The following is an 18,028-nucleotide window of genomic DNA, read 5'->3' on the forward strand; positions in this document are numbered from 1 at the left end:
CGGCCAGCCAAGGCCGCCTGCCGTATCCGGCATGACCGTCACCTCTTCCGTCGACGCCGCGTAGCCTGCGCGCGTCGAGCTGGCGAGCGTCCGGCGACCACCCGGACAAGAGTCGCGGGCGGATCGACCTTACCGCGCCCGACCGTGACAAGTTCTGCGGTCTGCACCCCATATGCCTGCAATTGTTGCCTTGCGGCCTCCAATTCCTCGGCGGCACGCTCCCCCTTCATCGCCAGGAGCTGTCCGCCCTCGCGAAGCAGGGGCATGGACCACGAGAGCAGGCGGTCGAGCGGCGCGACGGCGCGGGCGGAGGCGACATCGAAGGCGCGCCTGCCGGCGAGCTCCTCGGCACGCCCCCGCAGCACCTCCACGTTGTCCAGCTTCAGACCCTGCACGCACTCTTCGAGGAACGTGGTCCTGCGCAGCAGGGGTTCCAGCAGAGTGACCTGGACGTCAGGCCGGACGATCGCCAGCACCACCCCGGGAAGGCCCGCGCCCGAGCCGATGTCGACGAGGTGCGCGGCCTCCGGCACGACCTCGGCCACCACGGCGCAGTTCAGCAGGTGCCGGTCCCAGATGCGGGGGATCTCCCGCGGCCCGAGCAGCCCTCGGACGACGCCGGGCCCGGCCAGCATCTCCGCGAAATCCTGGGCCCGGGGCCACGCCTCGCCGGTGAAAACCTCGCGCGCCACAGCGGGCGCGTCGGGCAGCTCGTCGCTTTCCGCCATCACTCACTCAACTAGAACGGTCACAACATCTCCGCGTAAGGGTAGCCGTCCCAGCACTGCTCGTCGGTCCGACGCGACGGAGGTGACGAGGACCTGACCGCGGCGAACCGGCGCGCGGAGCGGGCGAGGACGTCCGGACGTCCGGCGGCGCGGGGGAGCAGGCCCGGTCATCGGCGGGTCATGAGCAGGGCAAAGATCGCGAAAGCCGGTGAGAGCCGTCGCCAGGCGCGCAGGGCCGGTGGGTTACAACGGAGGGGACGCATCGGGTTGCCCGGCTCCTCCGCGACAGGAAGGAGCCCGGAAAAGCCGACAGGCCGCCGATCCCCTCAGGATCGGCGGCCTGCGTACGTCCACCTACGACCCGCCCCGCCCTGCCCGGCGCGGGTCGTTCACACTCAGGTCGCTCAGGCGGGAAGGACGACGACGTAGCGCTCGGGCTCCTCACCCTCCGACTCGCTGCGCAGCCCCGCGGCGGCGACCGCGTCGTGCACGACCTTGCGCTCGAACGGCGTCATCGGCTGGAGCGACTTCGCCTCGCCGGACCGCTTGACGTCCTCGGCGGCCTTGGCGCCCAGCTTGCTGAGCTCCACGCGACGGCCCTGGCGGTAACCGCCGACGTCGAGCATGAGCCGAGAGCGCTCGCCCGTGCGCCGGTGCACGGCCAGGCGGGTCAGCTCCTGGAGCGCCTCCAGGACCTCGCCGTTGTCCCCGATGAGGTCACTGCCCTTGATGTCGACGATGGAGACCAGGGCGCGGTCGCCCTCGACGTCCATGTCGATGTCGCCGTCGAGGTCGGCGATGTCCAGCAGCCCTTCGAGGTAGTCGGCCGCGATCTCGCCCTCCTGCTCCAGGGCGGCGACGTCGGGGGCGGCCTTGACGGCCTGCGGGGCCTGATCCTCGTTGACTTCTGTCACGTCCGGACTCCTTTAGACAACCGGCTACGACTTCTTGCTACCTGTGCGCTTGCTGCGCGGCTGCCTGGTGGGCTGCTGACGGATGATCTTCTGCTCGGGCTCGGAAGGCGCGTCCTGAGGCGCGTCCTGGACCTTGGCGGCCCTGCTCGGCAGGATCTTGCTCAGCAGCCCCGGCTTGGGCTCAGGCTGCACCACGTTGCCCTTGGCGTCGACGATCGGCATCGGGTGGCGCCTGTAGAACCAGTGTTGCTGACCGAGCGTCCACAGGTTGGTGGTGACCCAGTAAAGGATAAGCCCGAGCGCGAAGTTCAGGCTGAACACCGCGAACAGCGGCGAGATGTACATCAGGATCTTCTGCTGCTGCGCCATCGGGTTGTCCGGCATCTGCGCCATGGATCGGGTGACGCTCTGCCGGACCGTCAGGAAGGTCGTGGCGGAGCTGATCGCCACGAAGATGCCGAGCACGACCTTGGTCATGATCGGGTCGGCCCCGAACGCCTCGATGTCATGGGCGCTGGTGAAGAACGTCGACGGCACCGGCGCGCCGAAGATGTGCGCGGCACGGGCGCTGTCGACCATCGCCTGGGACATGCCGTGGGCGGCCTTGTCCTCGGCGATGGCGCGCAGGACCGTGAAGACGGAGATGAAGATCGGGAACTGGGCCACGATCGGGAGACAGCCGCCGAGAGGATTGGCGCCCGCCTCCTGGTAGACCTTCATGACCTCCTGGTTCATGCGCTGCTTGTCGTTCTTGTACTTCTTGCGCAGCTCTTGGACCTTGGGGGCGAGCTCCTGCATCTTCTTGGAGGAGCGCATCTGCTTGAGGAAGAGCGGGAAGATCAGCAGTCGCATCAGCACGGTGAGCGTGATGATGGTGAGGGCCCAGTTCAGCCCGTTGTCGGGGGGGATGATGACGCTGTAGGCCCCGTGAATCCAGGCGATCACCGTAGCGACCGCCGTATACAGCGGCTCCAGGAATGTCAGCTCCACCGAGCTAGCTCCCTTGCGTTTCGTCGTGGGACCGGACCGGGCGCGGAGGCACCGGGTCGTAACCTCCCGGGTGGAAGGGGTGGCAACGCCCGATTCGCCTGACGGTCAGCCACAGCCCCCGCGCGGCGCCATGGACGGCGATCGCTTCGAGGCCATAGGCACTGCAGGATGGTTCGAAGCGGCATCGCGGCCCGAGGAGGGGGCTTATGAAGGCTCGATAGAACCGGATCGGGCCGATGAGGACCCGAGCGGCCAGGGATACCGGCGGGGGCGGTTGGCTCACGCCGGCGCCCGGCGGCGGTGCCGGCGTCGCGACCCGCTCACCGGCCCCCGTGTCAGGGCTTGTCATGATCGTCCATCCGTCGCGGCCGGACGATGAGGCCGCCGTCCAGGCGACCGCCGCCCGATCAGTCGATCCAGCGCGACGTCGAGCTCGGCGGCGAGGTGCTCGCTTCGCGCGGACGCCGCCTGTGGATTGGCGCGTACAACAAGCAGGCTACCTCTAGGGAGACAGTGCAGGCGGTGCCGCATCAGGTGGCGCAGCCGACGTTTGACGCGGTTCCGCACGACCGCGCCGCCGACGGCCTTGGAAACCACGAAGCCCACCAGGGGCGGGGCCTGTGGATCGCCCTGGGTGCTCAGGTGGGCGACCAGGGTGGGGCGTCCGGCGCGTCTCCCTCCACGGATCGCGTTCGCGAACTCTTCACCCCGCCGCATGCGGGAAGCGGACGGCAGCACGAGCGGACCTGCTTTCAGACCTGCACGGGCCCGGGTACGGCTATCGCCCGCCGGTCAGTCCCGACGGGCGAAAGAACACGCACCGGACGCTCCGCGCCGTCAGGCGGAGAGCTCCACGCGGCCCTTGCGACGACGGGCGGCGAGGATCGCGCGACCGGCCCGCGTGCGCATGCGCAGCCGGAAGCCGTGGGTCTTCGCGCGGCGACGGTTGTTCGGCTGGAAAGTACGCTTGCTCACGAGTGGGCTCCAGGCTTGAGTTCACCCGCACGCGGTGCGGAGTGAGTGAAACACAGGGCAAAGCTTGCCGGATGCGCGGGCACGCCGAAGTGCCGTCGCGCGACAAGCCGACCGTCGTACGTTACGGGGCAGGCGGGGCAAAGGTCAAACCGGACGGGTGTCCCCGCGAGTCCGCCGCAGGTTATCCACTATTCCACAGCCCCTTTATCCACCGGCGCCCCGTCATCCACAGCATGTGCATCGTGTCTTCCCCAACCTGCCACTAGGCTGTGGACAACGTCTTGAACAGGGGTGTGCACAGCGCTACTGTCGGCCCTCCGGAACCTTCCCTCCCGCTAGTCAAAGTGCCTGGAGGCGCCTCCGAGGGTTGTGGAAAGAGTGTGGACCCGATGTGGACCACCGAAAGGAGCCTGCGGACAACGCTGTGGGGACAGCCGCGAGGCCCGGCACCGACGGAGCCTGCTCCGATGGGCGTCCATGTGGATAACGAACCGCGGCGAGCTTACGGGGGCCGCGTTGAGGGAGGAGGGGCCGACCAATGGATGGCGTCGACCTCGGCTCGTTGTGGGCCCGAGCGCTGGAGAGCTTCTCGGAGGGACGGGTCTCGTCCCAGCAGCGCGCGTGGCTGAACCTGACCCGGCCGTTCGGGCTGGCCAACGACACGCTCATCCTCGCGGCGCCCAATGATTTCGCCAAGGACGTCCTGGAGACGAAGCTCCGCCCGATGATCGCCCAGGCGCTCTCCCAGGAGTTCGGCCGGCCGATGCGGGTGGCCGTCCTGGTGGACCCGCTCGCGGGCTCCGGCGACGCGCCTCCCTCCTCGGGGACGGGTTATCCCCAGAATCCCGCTCCGCGCGGCGAGGGTTATCCCCAGGGTGGACAACCGCAGCAGGGATACGGACAGCCTGGTGGGCAGGGGTCCATGGGCCATCCGCCGTATCGCGATCAAGGGATATCCACCGACTATCCACAGGCTCGCCCACAGGGCCAGCAGTTCTCCTACGGCTATGGGGACAACCCCGAGGGCTCCTACGGCGACGCGCCCGCCGGCCCGTCCCAGAGTTATCCACAGGAGGGTTACCAGCGGCAGGACGGCTTCGACCGGCAGGGCAAGGGCGGGCTCGACCAGCCCCTTGCCCCGCAGCAGGACGCCGCCGCGTCCGAGCAGCCCTTCCCGCGTGACGACGCCGCGCAGCGTTATCCCCACGGCGATTCCCCGCAGCCCTTCCCCCGTGGCGAGGGCTTTCCGCGCGGCGAAGCCCAGCAGCGTTTTCCCCGGTCTGACCAGCCGTTTCCCCGTGGCGAGGCCGCCGAGCCGTACCCGGCGGAGCCTCGGGGCGACTCCTCACAGCCCTTTCCCCGGGTCGAGCCGCCGCAGCCGTACGCGCGAGGCGAGGCAGGGCAGCCGTACTCCTCTCCCACCGGGGGATACGCCACACAACCGTCGTATCCGGGCAGGCCGGAGGCACAACCGCCGCGTCCGCGCCAGGATCCGGACAACTTCGACCGGCCGCCTGTGCAGAACCGCTGGGACGGCAGGGGCGGCAAGCCCAGCGAGCCCGCCCGGCTGAACCCTAAGTACACATTCGAAACGTTCGTCATCGGCGCGTCCAACCGGTTCGCGCACGCGGCCGCCGTCGCCGTGGCCGAGGCGCCGGCCAAGGCGTACAACCCGCTGTTCATCTACGGCGATTCGGGGCTGGGGAAAACCCACCTTCTACACGCGATCGGGCATTACGCGCAGCGGCTGTACGACGGCGCGCGGGTGAGGTACGTGAGCTCGGAGGAGTTCACCAACGACTTCATCAACTCGATCCGCGACCACAAGGCGGACGGGTTCCGCGCCCGGTACCGGGCCGTGGACATCCTGCTCGTGGACGACATCCAGTTCCTGGAGGGAAAGGAACAGACCCAGGAGGAGTTCTTCCACACCTTCAACACCCTCCACAACGCCAACAAGCAGATCGTCATCTCCAGCGACCGGGCGCCCAAGCAGCTGGTCACCCTGGAGGACCGGCTTCGCAACCGGTTCGAGTGGGGGCTGATCACCGACGTGCAGCCGCCCGAGCTCGAGACGCGCATCGCGATCCTGCGCAAGAAGGCGATCCAGGAGGGGCTCGCCGCGCCCGGTGACGTGCTCGAATACATCGCGAGCAAGATCTCGACGAACATCCGTGAGCTGGAGGGCGCGCTCATACGGGTCACGGCGTTCGCGAGCCTCAACCGCCAGTCGGTCGACCTCCAGCTCGCCGAGGTCGTGCTCAAGGACCTCATCACCGAGGACTCCAGCACCGAGATAACGATCGCGACGATCATGGCGCAGACGGCGGCCTACTTCGGGCTGTCCATCGATGACCTGTGCGGCAGCTCGCGCTCGCGCGTGCTGGTCACGGCCCGGCAGATCGCCATGTACCTCGCCCGCGAGCTCACCGACCTCTCGCTTCCCAAGATCGGCCAGCAGTTCGGCGGACGCGACCACACCACCGTCATGCACGCGGAACGCAAGATCAGGTCGCTGATGGCGGAGCGCCGGTCGATGTACAACCAGGTCACCGAGCTGACGAACCGCATCAAACAGAACTCCCGTAGCGCCTGATGATCCACAGCCTGTGGATAACTCTGTGGATCAGGGCACACTGCCGATGAATGCCTCGAAATCGGCGCACGGGACGCGAACAAGCAAGCGACCGGCCGGGAAACCTGGTTACCGACCCTGGGGACAACTCTGGGGACATCCTGGGGAAGACCTGGGGACTACTTGTGGACGACTTGTGGGCGGCCTGTGGGAAGCGTCGGAGCCCCCTCCGAAATGTCCGTCCTACCCCGTGGATAACCGGTGGAAACCTCGTGGATGACCAGTGGATGAAGGACCCCGAATCTGGGGACGGCCTGTGCGTAACCTTCCGTCATCCCCAGGGCGGGCTCGGATACCCACCGGTCATCCCCAGGCCCGGTGGATAACAAAAGGCCTCTGAGCTGGGAAGACAGTAGACTTCCACAGTATCCACGGCCCCTACTTAGATGACCTGTATCTCTCTCTACTAAGAACTCAAGACCCATAGAAGGGTTCCGGAGGTGCGCCCGTGCCCGAGGGTGAAGACTTGCACCAAGGGCGCGGAGCGCCTGAGCCGGGACGAAGACCGCGATGCCCAGCGACCGACACACCGATACACAGCTCATCAACAGGAGGCGGATCCACGTGATGTTCCGGGTCGAACGAGACGTGCTGGCAGAGGCGGTGGCGTGGACCGCGCGCAGCCTGCCCGCGAGGCCGTCGGTGCCGGTGCTCGCCGGCATGCGGCTGGAGGTCACCGACCAGCAGCAGCTCAAGCTCTCGGGATTCGACTACGAGGTGTCCGCCGAGGTCACCCTGGAGCTGCAGACCGGAGACCCGGGGCTGGTTCTCGTCTCCGGCCGCCTTCTCGCCGAGATCACCCGAGCCCTTCCCGCACAGCCTGTGGACTTCGTGGTGGAAGGCGCGAAAGCAGTGGTCACCTGTGGAAGCGCCCGGTTCACCCTGTTGACGATGCCCGCCGAGGACTATCCCTCGCTGCCCGCGATGCCCCCGGCGGCCGGCCGGGTGGGCAGCGACATCTTCTCCTCCGCCGTCTCCCAGGTCGCCGTGGCGGCGGGCAAGGACGACACGCTGCCGATGCTCACCGGCGTGCGCATGGAGATCGAGGGCGACACCGTCACCCTCGCCGCGACCGACCGCTACCGCCTCGCCGTCCGCGAGCTCAAGTGGCAGCCGGACCAGCCGGACTTCTCGGCCATCGCGATGATCCCGGGCCGCACGCTCGCCGACACCGCCAAGTCCCTGACCACCGGCGCCGAGGTCGAGATCGCGCTCAGCTCCACCGGCGGCACCGGCGAGGGCATGATCGGGTTCTCCAGCGCGGGCCGTCGCACCACCACCCGGCTGCTCGACCCCGAGTTCCCCAAGTACCGCTCACTGCTGCCGACCGAGTTCTCCGCGCACGCCGACCTCGCGACCTCCGCGTTCGTCGAGGCCGTCAAGCGCGTCGCGCTGGTCGCCGAGCGCAACACGCCGGTGCGGCTGGCCTTCCACGGCGGCGAGGTCGTCCTTGAGGCCGGCAGCGGCGACGAGGCGCAGGCGGTCGAGGTGCTGCCGGTCGACTTCGACGGCGACGAGATCAACATCGCCTTCAACCACCAGTTCCTGCTCGAGGGCCTCGGCGCGATCGACTCCGATGTCGCGCGGCTGCAGTTCACGACGTCCACGAAGCCCGCGATCCTGACCGGAAAGCCTGTGGACGACGGCATCACGCCCGACTACCGGTACCTCATCATGCCGATCCGGCTGTCCAGCTAGGATCCCGGTCGGCCCGTTTGATCCGACCCGTCTGATCCGACTCCAATTGGACAGGGCCCTGATTGGACAGGGCGGGGCGGGGTACGGCGCGAGCGGTGCGTCGTGGATGGTGAATTTCTTCATCGAGGGGTGACAGGCATGCAGATCGGCATGATCGGGCTTGGCAAGATGGGCGGCAACATGGCCGAGCGGCTGCGCCGTGCCGGTCATGACGTGGTGGGGTACGACCGTGACCCCAAGGCCAGCGACGTCGGCAGCCTCCGCGAGCTCGTCGAGCGCCTGAGCGCCCCTCGGGTGGTCTGGGTGATGGTCCCGTCCGGCGACCCGACCAGGGCGACGATCGAGGAGCTCGGCGAGCTTCTCTCCCCTGGCGATGTCGTCATCGACGGCGGCAACTCCCACTACCTGGACGACCAGAGGCACGCCGAGCACCTCGGGGCCAAGAGCGTCTCGTTCGTGGACGTCGGCGTGAGCGGTGGCGTCTGGGGCCTGCGCAACGGTTACGCCCTGATGGTCGGCGGCGAGACCGAGGTCGTGAACAAGCTGGTGCCGATCTTCGAGGCGCTCAAGCCCGAGGGTGAGGACGGTTTCGTTCACGCCGGCAAGGTCGGCGCCGGCCACTTCGCCAAGATGGTCCACAACGGCATCGAGTACGGCGTGATGCAGGCGTTCGCGGAGGGCTGGGAGCTCCTGGAGGCCACGGACACCGTGACCGACGTGCCCGGCACCTTCAGGAGCTGGCGCACGGGCACGGTGATCCGCTCCTGGCTGCTCGACCTGCTGGTCCGCGCCCTGGAGGAGGACAAGGACCTGGCGGAGCTGAAGGGCTACGCCGAGGACTCCGGCGAGGGCCGCTGGACGGTCCAGGCCGCGGTCGACCACGCCGTGCCGCTGCCCGCGATCACCGCGGCGCTCTACGCCCGGTTCTCGTCCCGCCAGACCGACTCTCCCGCGATGAAGATGGTCGCGGCCCTGCGCAACCAGTTCGGCGGCCACGCCGTGTCCTCAGCCGAGGGCCAGCACGCGAAGGGGGCCGACGCGCCGGGCGCCGACGTCGTCCCGCCGGTGGAAGCGCAGCGCTGAGCCGGGCCGCCCCTTCTGAGGCCCTCCAAGGGCCCCAGGGCTCCCGCGCGCGCATCGTCCAAGTGTTTGGGTGCGCGCCGGCTCAGGGCCCTCCTGCGCACCACAGGCCCCTGGAGGCGCCTACGGCACGGCGGCCCATGACCGGGCGCGCGGAGGCCGCCGGGACAAGTTGTACCCATGTTGTCGTAGGGGCCCACTAACCTTCGTGAGGTGCATGTCGCCCACCTGTCGCTGACCGACTTCCGGTCCTACTCCTCCGTGGAGCTGGAGCTGGAGCCCGGGGTGACGGCGTTCGTGGGCCCCAACGGCCAGGGCAAGACCAACCTGGTCGAGGCGCTCGGCTACGTCGCGACGCTGGGAAGCTTCCGGGTGGCGACCGATGCCCCGCTGGTCCGCCAGGGAGCCGCGCGGGCGATCATTCGTTCCGTGGTGGTCCGCGACGACCGCCGCGCCATGGTCGAGCTGGAGATCAACCCGGGCCGTGCCAACCGCGCCCGGCTCAACCGCTCGCCGGTGCCGCGGCCGCGCGACGTCCTCGGCCTGCTGCGCGTGGTGCTCTTCGCGCCCGAGGATCTCTCGCTGGTGAAGGGCGACCCGTCCGACCGGCGCCGGTTCATGGACGATCTGCTGGTGTCCCGCGCGCCGCGCTTCGCGGGCGTCCGCGCAGACTACGACCGCGTGCTCAAGCAGCGGAGCGCCCTGCTGCGCAGCGCGATGCAGGCGCGGCCGGGCAGGCGGCAGAGCCCGCGCCGCCAGGAGGCCGAGGCCGGGTTCTCGGCCGCCGGCGCCGGAGACGCCCTGTCCACGCTGGAGGTCTGGGACGTCCACCTCGCCCGGCACGGCGCCGAGTTGCTCGCCGCGCGGCTGGAGCTGGTGGAGGCGCTTCGGCCGTACGTCGCGCGGGCGTACGCGCTGCTCGCCCCGGCCTCCGCGCCCGCCGGCATCGAGTACCGCGGCACGTTGTCCACGGTTTCCACAGGGGTGGGCGAACCGGGGGATACCGGCGCAGGCCCGCCGTCCACAGGCCCGGCGGCCCCTGTGGCCGACCGCGCGGCCCTGGAGGAAGCCCTGCGTGCGGCCCTGCTGGAGGCGCGGCCGGCCGAGCTCGAACGCGGCGTGACGCTCGTCGGCCCCCACCGCGACGACCTCTTCCTCAGCCTCGGTGAGCTTCCCGCGCGCGGTTACGCCAGCCACGGCGAGTCGTGGTCGTTCGCGCTGGCGCTCAGGCTCGCCGCCTACGACCTGCTGAGGGCCGAGGGCGGCGACCCGGTCCTGATCCTCGACGATGTCTTCGCCGAGCTGGACAGCCGCAGGCGCCGCAGCCTGGCCGACATCGTGAGCCCCGCCGAGCAGGTGCTGATCACCGCCGCGGTGCCCGAGGACGTCCCCGCGCAGCTCGCGGGTGCCCGGTTCGACGTCGCGGAAGGGAGCGTCACCCGTGTCAAATGACTTCGGCGCCGAGACGTCGGCGGTGACGGGGGTGCAGTCCCCGGAGGGCCTCGCCGCGCGCGGGGCCGCCCTGGCGCGCGAGAAACTCGCCCAGGCCAAGGCGGACGCCGCCAAGCGCGGCCGGCTCCCCCGGCGCGAGCCCAGGCGCCGTTCGGCGGTCCGGCGCGACTCCGGCGATCCCCAGCTCTTCGGCCGCGCGATCCGCGATCTTCTGGCCGACCGGGGGTGGGAGCAGTCGGCTGCGGTCGGGGGAGTTTTCGGGCGCTGGCACGAGATCGTCGGCCCCGAGAACGCCCTCCACACCAAGCCCGAGACCTTGGTCGACGGCGAGCTCGTGGTCGTGGCCGATTCGACGGCCTGGGCCACCCAGGTGCGCATGCTGGCGTCCACGCTGGTCAGGCGGCTGAACGAGGAACTCGGCGACGGTACCGTTCGAAGGGTGAAGGTACGCGGTCCGCAGAACGGGCCAAGACCGGCCGGTGGGCTGCGCGTTACCGGAAGCAGAGGTCCGGGCGACACGTACGGCTGAGCGCCCCCTCACCCGCGCCGCCGGACCCCGTGCGGCGGGGTGCTCGCCCCCCGGAAACCGATCAGAATCCCGTTGGCGGTGGTGACCCCCGTCCCCGGTGGGGGGATGCCGAAGAGGGTATTCAACGCCCGACAGGCCACCACAGCGGCCGTCAATGCCACCTGATGCGCTTCTGACCGGTAGAATGAAACCGGATTCCGGACACGTCCGCATGCGAGTCACCCCCGGCCACGCGCCGGTACCCCCGGGTGGTCGCATCGAGGCACTCACGACGGTGACGGGCACGGCAGGGGCAGCCCATGATGGCCTCTTCTGTCGCGTGTCCGACGGCAGGAGGATTTGGCACTTGTCCTACGACGCTAGCTCTATCACCGTTCTCGAAGGTCTTGAGGCGGTTCGAAAGCGCCCCGGCATGTACATCGGGTCGACCGGAGAACGGGGCCTGCACCACCTGGTCCAGGAGATCGTGGACAACTCGGTCGACGAGGCTCTCGCCGGGTACGCGAACCACATCGAGGTCACTCTCCTCGCCGACAACGGCGTCCGCGTCGTCGACAACGGCCGCGGCATTCCGGTCGGCATCGTCCCCGGCGAGCAACGCCCGGCCGTCGAGGTCGTGCTCACGGTGCTCCACGCGGGCGGCAAGTTCGACAGCAAGTCGTACGCCGTCTCCGGCGGTCTGCACGGCGTGGGCGCGGCGGTCGTCAACGCCCTCTCCACGCGCCTGGAGGTCGAGGTCAGGAGGGACGGCTACCACTGGCGGCAGTCCTACACCCGGGGCGTCCCCAACGCTCCCCTGGAGCGCGGCGAGCCCACCGACGAGACCGGCACGTCGACCATCTTCTGGGCCGACGGCGGCATCTTCGAGACGACTTCCTGGAACTTCGAGACCCTGTCCCGCCGGTTCCAGGAAATGGCCTTCCTCAACAAGGGCCTGACGATCATCCTGCGCGACGAGCGGGCCGACCACGTCAACGGCGAACCGCACATCGTGACCTACCACTACGAGGGCGGCATCTCCGACTTCGTCCAGCACATCAACTCGAAGAAGGAGCCCGTCCACGGCTCGGTCATCGACTTCGAGGCCGAGGGCGACGGCATCTCCGTCGAGATCGCCATGCAGTGGAACGCCTCGTACACCGAGTCGGTCTACACCTTCGCCAACACGATCAACACCGCCGAGGGCGGCACTCACGAGGAGGGTTTTCGCGCGGCGCTGACCAGCATCGTCAACCGCTACGCGCGCGAGCAGAAGATCCTCAAAGAGGGCAAGGACGACAATCTCACCGGTGAGGACATCCGCGAGGGTCTCACCGCGATCATCTCGGTGAAGCTGGCGGACCCGCAGTTCGAGGGCCAGACCAAGACCAAGCTCGGCAACACCGAGGCCAAGTCGTTCGTCCAGAAGGCCTGCAACGACTCCCTGCGCGACTGGTTCGAGCGCAACCCGGGCGAGGCCAAGGAGATCCTGAACAAGTCCCTGCAGGCCTCCCGCGCCCGCATCGCCGCGCGCCAGGCCCGCGACCTCACCCGGCGCAAGTCGCTGCTGGAGGCCGGGTCGGGGCTGCCGGGCAAGCTGGCCGACTGCCAGTGGACCGAGCCCGAGAAGTGCGAGCTGTACATCGTCGAGGGCGACTCGGCGGGCGGTTCGGCCAAGGGCGGCCGTGACCCGAAGTTCCAGGCGATCCTCCCGATCCGCGGCAAGATCCTCAACGTCGAGAAGGCCCGCATCGACAGGGTCCTCAAGAACAACGAGGTCCAGGCCCTGATCACCGCGCTCGGCACGGGGGTGCACGCCGAGTTCGACATCGAGAAGCTCCGCTACCACAAGCTCATCCTGATGGCGGACGCCGACGTCGACGGTCAGCACATCACCACCCTGCTGCTGACGCTGCTGTTCCGCTTCATGCGGCCGCTGATCGAGGCGGGGCACGTCTACCTCTCCCAGCCCCCGCTCTACAAGATCAAGTGGGACCGCAAGGGCGAGGACGCCAGCTACGCCTACTCCGACCGCGAGCGCGACTCGATCATCAACGCCGGCATCGAGCAGGGGCGCCGTGACCCGCGCCTGCACGACGGCGTTCAGCGCTTCAAGGGGCTGGGCGAGATGAACGCCGCCCAGCTGTGGGACACCACGATGAACCCGGCCACCCGGGTTCTTCTTCAGGTCACCCTCGACGACGCCGCCCAGGCGGACGAGATGTTCACCGTTCTGATGGGGGAGGACGTCGAGGCGCGCAGGTCGTTCATCATTAGAAACGCACGGGATGTCCGATTCCTGGACGTGTAGCGGCAGCCTTACGGACCATCTCGCTCATCTCGTAAAAGGACACATCACCCGTGACTGAAGTCAACGTCCCGCCGGGGACCCCCGCTGACCGCATCGAGCCTGTGGACATCCAGTCCGAGATGCAGCGCAGCTACATGGACTACGCGATGTCGGTCATCGTGTCCCGGGCGCTCCCCGATGTCCGTGACGGCCTCAAGCCCGTGCACCGGCGTGTCCTCTACGCCATGTACGACGGCGGCTACCGGCCCGACCGCGGATATTTCAAGTGCTCCCGCGTCGTCGGCGACGTGATGGGCTCCTACCACCCGCACGGTGACGCGTCGATCTACGACACCGTCGTGCGGCTCGCGCAGCCCTGGGCGCTGCGCTACACGCTGGTCGACGGCCAGGGCAACTTCGGCTCCCCCGGCAACGACCCGGCCGCCGCCATGCGGTACACCGAGTGCCGGCTCGCGCCGATCGCCATGGAGATGCTCCGTGACATCGACAAGGAGACCGTCGACTTCCAGCCCAACTACGACGGGCGGTCCCAGGAGCCCGTCGTCCTGCCGTCGCGGTTCCCGAACCTCCTGGTCAACGGCGCGGCCGGCATCGCGGTCGGCATGGCGACCAACATCCCGCCGCACAACCTGCGCGAGGTGGCCGAGGGCGTCCGCTGGTGCCTGGAGCACCCGGAGGCCACCGACGAGGAGCTGCTCGAAGCACTGATCGCCCGCGTCAAGGGGCCCGACTTCCCCACCGGCGCGCTGATCGTCGGCCGCCGCGGCATCGACGACGCGTACCGCACCGGGCGGGGCTCGGTCACGATGCGCGCCATCGTCGAGGTCGAGGAGGACGCCAAGGGCCGCCAGTGCCTGGTCGTCACCGCGCTCCCCTACCAGGTCAACCCCGACAACCTCGCGCTCACCATCGCCGAGCTCGTCAAGGACGGCAAGATCTCCGGCATCGCCGACGTCCGCGACGAGACCTCCTCGCGCACCGGCCAGCGCCTGGTGATCGTGCTCAAGCGCGACGCCGTCGCCAAGGTCGTCCTGAACAACCTGTACAAGCACACCCAGCTGCAGACGACGTTCGGCGCCAACATGCTGGCGCTGGTCGACGGCGTGCCGCGGACGCTCCGCCTGGACCAGTTCGTCAAGCACTACGTCACCCACCAGATCGAGGTCGTCGTCCGGCGCACCCGCTACCTGCTGCGCAAGGCCCAGGAGCGCGCCCACATCCTGAGCGGTCTGCTCAAGGCGATGGACCGCATGGACGAGGTCATCGCGCTGATCCGCCGGTCGCCCTCGGCGGCGCAGGCGGTCGGCGGGCTGATCGAGCTGCTGGAGATCGACGAGATCCAGGCGCAGGCCATCCTCGACATGCAGCTGCGCAAGCTGGCCGCCCTGGAGCGCCAGCAGATCATCGACGAGTACGAGTCGCTGATGACGCAGATCGCCGACTACCAGGCGATCCTGGCGTCGGAGCCCCGGCAGCGGCAGATCGTCGCCGACGAGCTCGGCGAGGTCGTCTCCCGGTACGGTGACGAGCGCAAGACCGAGATCATCGCCTACGACGGCGACATGTCCATCGAGGACCTGATCGCCGAAGAGGACATGGTCGTCACGATCACCCGTGGCGGCTACGCCAAGCGCACCAAGACCGACCTGTACCGCGCGCAGAAGCGCGGCGGCAAGGGCGTGCGCGGCGCGCAGCTCCGGCAGGACGACATCGTCGAGCACTTCTTCGTCACGACCACCCACCACTGGCTGCTCTTCTTCACCAACAAGGGCCGCGTCTACCGCATCAAGGCATACGAGCTGCCCGACGCCGGCCGTGACGCGCGCGGCCAGCACCTCGCGAACCTTCTGGCGATGCAGCCCGACGAACATGTCATGGAAGTTCTCGATCTGCGCGACTACGAGGTCTCGCCCTACCTGGTGCTGGCGACCAGCAGCGGCCTGGTGAAGAAGACCCGGCTGTCGGAGTACGACTCCCCGAGGTCCGGCGGCCTGATCGCCATCAACCTCCGCGAGGACGACGAGGTGATCGCCGCGCGGCTCGTCTCCGAGGAGGATGACCTGCTGCTCGTCTCCCGGGACGCCAAGTCCATCCGTTTCACCGCCTCCGACGAGGCGCTGCGTCCCATGGGCCGCGCCACGAGCGGCGTCATCGGCATGCGATTCCTGGACGGCGACGAATTGCTGGCGATGAACGTCGTCAGCGACGGCGACGACGTGCTTATCGCGACCGAAGGCGGGTATGCGAAGCGGACACCCGCGGATCAATATCCCGTACAAGGCAGAGGCGGGCAGGGTGTACTGACTGCGAAGATTGTCAGTGCCCGTGGCAAGCTGGTCGGAGCAGTCATGGTGAGTCCCGAAGACGAGGTGTTCGCGATCACCTCCGCAGGCGGGGTGATCCGTACGAGCGCGGGCGAGATCAAGCAGTCCGGCCGCCAGACCATGGGAGTGCGCCTGATGAACTTGTCGGAGGGGGACAGTGTGGTCGCCCTCGCCCGCAACGCGGAATCGCTGGACGCCGACGAAAACGGGGACAACGCCGATAACGCAGGAAACAGCGATTCCGCGGACAACGGGGGAGATGACACCGAATGAGCCAACAATCCAACTCGGGTGGCTCCGGCAAACCTCCGGGTTCGCCGAACCGCAAGCGAAGCACGACGACCACCAAGAGCCCCAGGCCGGCCTCTTCGGTGAACTCGTCGACCCGTAACCAGGTAACAGAAAGCGTGAACAGCCCGGACGCCCCGGGTAAAGTCCGCGCGTCGACCAACCCGCCGGATGACACAGTTGTCGTCGTGACCAGTGATGACGACGCCGCTGCCTCTGCCGGCGGCGGCCAGAAGCCCGGAGGCAACGCGGGCCCGGGTGAGAACGGCGAGGGCAGGGACGCCACCATGCGCATCCGCTCGTCCGCCGTGCCCGAAAACTCGTGGTCGCCCTCCTCCTCCGATGGCGCGGGGGGCGGCCCGACGAGGCCCTCCCAGAAGCCTCCGTCCGCCCCTATGCCGCCCTCCTCGGCCTCCATGCCGTCCTCCGCGCCCCCACGCCCGGGTCCCGGCGGCCCAGGGGGCCCTGGCGCCCGCCCGTCCACCGGTGGCAGGCCCTCCGGCCCCGGCGGCGCGCCCAAGCCCGCCCCCGGGAACGTCTCGGCCCTGGCCACCCCGGAGCCGATCGCCGGCCAGGAGCGGCGCGACAAGCCCGCGCCGCTGAAGGCCCCCCGCAAGGCCCACCTCGTCCTGCGCAGGGTGGAGCCCTGGTCGGCGATGAAGTTCAGCTTCGTCGTCTCGCTCGTATGCTTCGTGGTCCTGTTCGTGGCCGTCGCCGTCCTGTACGGCGTGCTGTCCGCGCTCGGCGTCTTCGACTCGATCGTGAACGTCGTGACCCAGCTCACGGGCGCCGACGGCAAGAACAACAGCGGCATCGACATCAAGTCCTGGTTCGAGCCGGTGCGCATCCTCGGCTACACCGCCCTGCTCGGCGCGGTGAACGTCGTCCTGATCACCGCGCTCTCCACCCTCGGCTCGGTCATCTACAACGTCGCCTCCGACCTGGTGGGCGGCGTCGAGGTGACCTTCAGCGAGGCCGAGTAGACCTGAACGCCCGTGGCCAGGGGGCTGCCGCCCACCGGTATCACCACCCGACGGCACCCCCCAAGCCCCGGCCGCCCGCCCGGTAACGACTCCGTCCCGTTGGCGCGCGCGGCCCCAGAGCACGGTAAGCTTTTCCCTGTCAGAGAGACGATTCGCCTCCGCCCGACGAAGACGATAGTGTTCTCTGCACCGCACAACGGGGCTATAGCTCAGACGGTTAGAGCGCTTCCCTGATAAGGAAGAGGTCCCAGGTTCAAGTCCTGGTAGCCCCACCAGTCACAATGCCCCGGCACGGATCTCCGTCCGGGGCGTTCTGTTGCGTGGCCTGCTCGAAGCTCGGGCTTCTAGGGTGGTCTTGTGGTTGAGTTGGGGGCGCGGGAGCGGGCGCAGGCGGCGCCTGCGCACGTCGTGTGGGAGAGTTTGGCCGATCCGTGGCGGCCTGGTGGGCGGTGGTGGCTGGAGTTGCGGTCCGATGAGGTCGAGCCTCGCATTCTCCGGGCGGTGGAGCCGGAGCTCGTGGTCTGGTCGTCGTTGTGGCCGGAGAGGCCCGATGACGAGATCCGGTTCGACATCCGGCCCGCCCAGAACGGATGCTCGCTGCGCTGGACGTTGCCGACGCCAGGAGAAGCCCCGGAACAGGCCGTGCTCGGCCACCTGCGTCATCGGCTCAACTTCCTGATCAACGCCCAGCTCCGATTCTCCTTCGGGCAGTAAGGGCGAGGCATCGGCACAGACGGGCCCGGGCGTACCCTCAGTGCCTCGCCAACCATCGGCCGGCCGCCGCCCAGACACTGCGACCGCCTTCGAGGGCACCCTGCTCGCGTCGGTCGCGCTCCACGGTCGCGTTGTGCACCGCAACGAGGCCCAGGCCGAACCCGAAGAGCACACCCAGCACCAGGAGAGCGAATCCCCACTCAACTGACAGGATCATGATCACCGTTGCCATTGAGCACATGGCCGGCGGAACGAGGAGGAGCTGACGCATGGGTCGATTATTCACCCGGGGCAGTCGGTGGGACAGGCTCTCTTCGCCTCCGGCCCGAACCTCCGTAGTGGTGGTCACCCTCGGATAGGGACATGCTGGTCAAGGGCGTCGCAGCAGATGTCGAAGCCGCTGTGTCGAGGGCATTCGACTTCACCGC

General features: G+C 68.7%; 16 protein-coding genes and 1 tRNA gene. 10 read left to right on the forward strand and 7 right to left on the reverse strand.

Annotated features, from left to right (window positions below):
• Positions 1-38 precede the first annotated feature (38 nt).
• The 6 genes from rsmG to rpmH form a co-directional block, all read right to left on the reverse strand.
• Positions 39-728, reverse strand: coding sequence for a 16S rRNA (guanine(527)-N(7))-methyltransferase RsmG (gene rsmG, locus AB0M95_RS01215; protein ID WP_363757936.1), 690 nt, complete (start codon positions 726-728; stop codon positions 39-41).
• A gap of 404 nt (positions 729-1,132) precedes the next feature.
• Positions 1,133-1,642, reverse strand: coding sequence for a R3H domain-containing nucleic acid-binding protein (locus AB0M95_RS01220; protein ID WP_363757938.1), 510 nt, complete (start codon positions 1,640-1,642; stop codon positions 1,133-1,135).
• Between the two features lie 24 nt (positions 1,643-1,666).
• Positions 1,667-2,632, reverse strand: a complete 966-nt coding sequence (yidC, locus tag AB0M95_RS01225) for a membrane protein insertase YidC (RefSeq protein ID WP_363757940.1) — start codon at positions 2,630-2,632, stop codon at positions 1,667-1,669.
• Between the two features lie 4 nt (positions 2,633-2,636).
• Positions 2,637-2,915 (reverse strand): membrane protein insertion efficiency factor YidD, encoded by a 279-nt coding sequence (yidD, locus tag AB0M95_RS01230; RefSeq protein ID WP_358520632.1) that lies wholly within the window; start codon positions 2,913-2,915, stop codon positions 2,637-2,639.
• 62 nt (positions 2,916-2,977) lie between these two features.
• On the reverse strand, positions 2,978-3,370 hold the full coding sequence (rnpA, locus tag AB0M95_RS01235; RefSeq protein ID WP_363757942.1) for a ribonuclease P protein component: 393 nt from the start codon (positions 3,368-3,370) through the stop codon (positions 2,978-2,980).
• A 99-nt stretch (positions 3,371-3,469) separates the two neighbouring features.
• Positions 3,470-3,607, reverse strand: coding sequence for a 50S ribosomal protein L34 (gene rpmH, locus AB0M95_RS01240; RefSeq protein ID WP_012895733.1), 138 nt, complete (start codon positions 3,605-3,607; stop codon positions 3,470-3,472).
• 538 nt (positions 3,608-4,145) lie between these two features.
• Between rpmH and dnaA the strand changes: the two genes are divergently transcribed.
• From dnaA to AB0M95_RS01290, 10 genes are all read left to right on the forward strand, one after another.
• Complete coding sequence (gene dnaA / locus AB0M95_RS01245; RefSeq protein WP_363757944.1) at positions 4,146-6,203, forward strand: chromosomal replication initiator protein DnaA; 2,058 nt, start codon at positions 4,146-4,148, stop codon at positions 6,201-6,203.
• A gap of 603 nt (positions 6,204-6,806) precedes the next feature.
• A complete protein-coding gene (gene dnaN, locus AB0M95_RS01250) occupies positions 6,807-7,940 on the forward strand; it encodes a DNA polymerase III subunit beta (protein ID WP_358520635.1) in 1,134 nt (377 codons plus the stop codon).
• A 102-nt stretch (positions 7,941-8,042) separates the two neighbouring features.
• Complete coding sequence (gene gnd / locus AB0M95_RS01255) at positions 8,043-9,023, forward strand: phosphogluconate dehydrogenase (NAD(+)-dependent, decarboxylating) (protein WP_363757946.1); 981 nt, start codon at positions 8,043-8,045, stop codon at positions 9,021-9,023.
• A gap of 210 nt (positions 9,024-9,233) precedes the next feature.
• Positions 9,234-10,472 (forward strand): DNA replication/repair protein RecF, encoded by a 1,239-nt coding sequence (recF, locus tag AB0M95_RS01260; protein WP_363757948.1) that lies wholly within the window; start codon positions 9,234-9,236, stop codon positions 10,470-10,472.
• Complete coding sequence (locus AB0M95_RS01265; RefSeq protein WP_363757950.1) at positions 10,462-11,001, forward strand: DciA family protein; 540 nt, start codon at positions 10,462-10,464, stop codon at positions 10,999-11,001. Before recF ends, AB0M95_RS01265 begins: the two co-directional genes overlap by 11 nt.
• A gap of 346 nt (positions 11,002-11,347) precedes the next feature.
• Positions 11,348-13,291, forward strand: a complete 1,944-nt coding sequence (gene gyrB / locus AB0M95_RS01270) for a DNA topoisomerase (ATP-hydrolyzing) subunit B (RefSeq protein ID WP_363757952.1) — start codon at positions 11,348-11,350, stop codon at positions 13,289-13,291.
• Between the two features lie 50 nt (positions 13,292-13,341).
• On the forward strand, positions 13,342-15,888 hold the full coding sequence (gene gyrA, locus AB0M95_RS01275; protein ID WP_363757954.1) for a DNA gyrase subunit A: 2,547 nt from the start codon (positions 13,342-13,344) through the stop codon (positions 15,886-15,888).
• Positions 15,889-16,091: 203 nt separating this feature from the next.
• Positions 16,092-16,886, forward strand: a complete 795-nt coding sequence (locus tag AB0M95_RS01280; RefSeq protein ID WP_363757956.1) for a DUF3566 domain-containing protein — start codon at positions 16,092-16,094, stop codon at positions 16,884-16,886.
• Between the two features lie 198 nt (positions 16,887-17,084).
• Positions 17,085-17,161: transfer RNA gene (locus tag AB0M95_RS01285), tRNA-Ile, on the forward strand.
• 82 nt (positions 17,162-17,243) lie between these two features.
• Positions 17,244-17,600, forward strand: a complete 357-nt coding sequence (locus AB0M95_RS01290; protein WP_363757958.1) for a hypothetical protein — start codon at positions 17,244-17,246, stop codon at positions 17,598-17,600.
• 37 nt (positions 17,601-17,637) lie between these two features.
• Here AB0M95_RS01290 and AB0M95_RS01295 read toward each other — a convergent pair whose 3' ends face one another.
• Entirely contained in the window at positions 17,638-17,871 is a 234-nt protein-coding gene (locus tag AB0M95_RS01295; protein WP_363757960.1) for a hypothetical protein, read from the reverse strand.
• Positions 17,872-18,028: the final 157 nt, after the last annotated feature.

The organism is Sphaerisporangium sp. NPDC051017, from assembly GCF_040683095.1.
GTDB lineage: Bacteria > Actinomycetota > Actinomycetes > Streptosporangiales > Streptosporangiaceae > Sphaerisporangium.

Coding starts and splice junctions, on each gene's coding strand:
- dnaA (WP_363757944.1), top strand. CDS start 4,146: ATGGATGGCGTCGACCTCGGCTCGTTGTGGGCCCGAGCGCTGGAGAGC.
- rsmG (WP_363757936.1), bottom strand. CDS start 728: ATGGCGGAAAGCGACGAGCTGCCCGACGCGCCCGCTGTGGCGCGCGAG.
- AB0M95_RS01295 (WP_363757960.1), bottom strand. CDS start 17,871: ATGCGTCAGCTCCTCCTCGTTCCGCCGGCCATGTGCTCAATGGCAACG.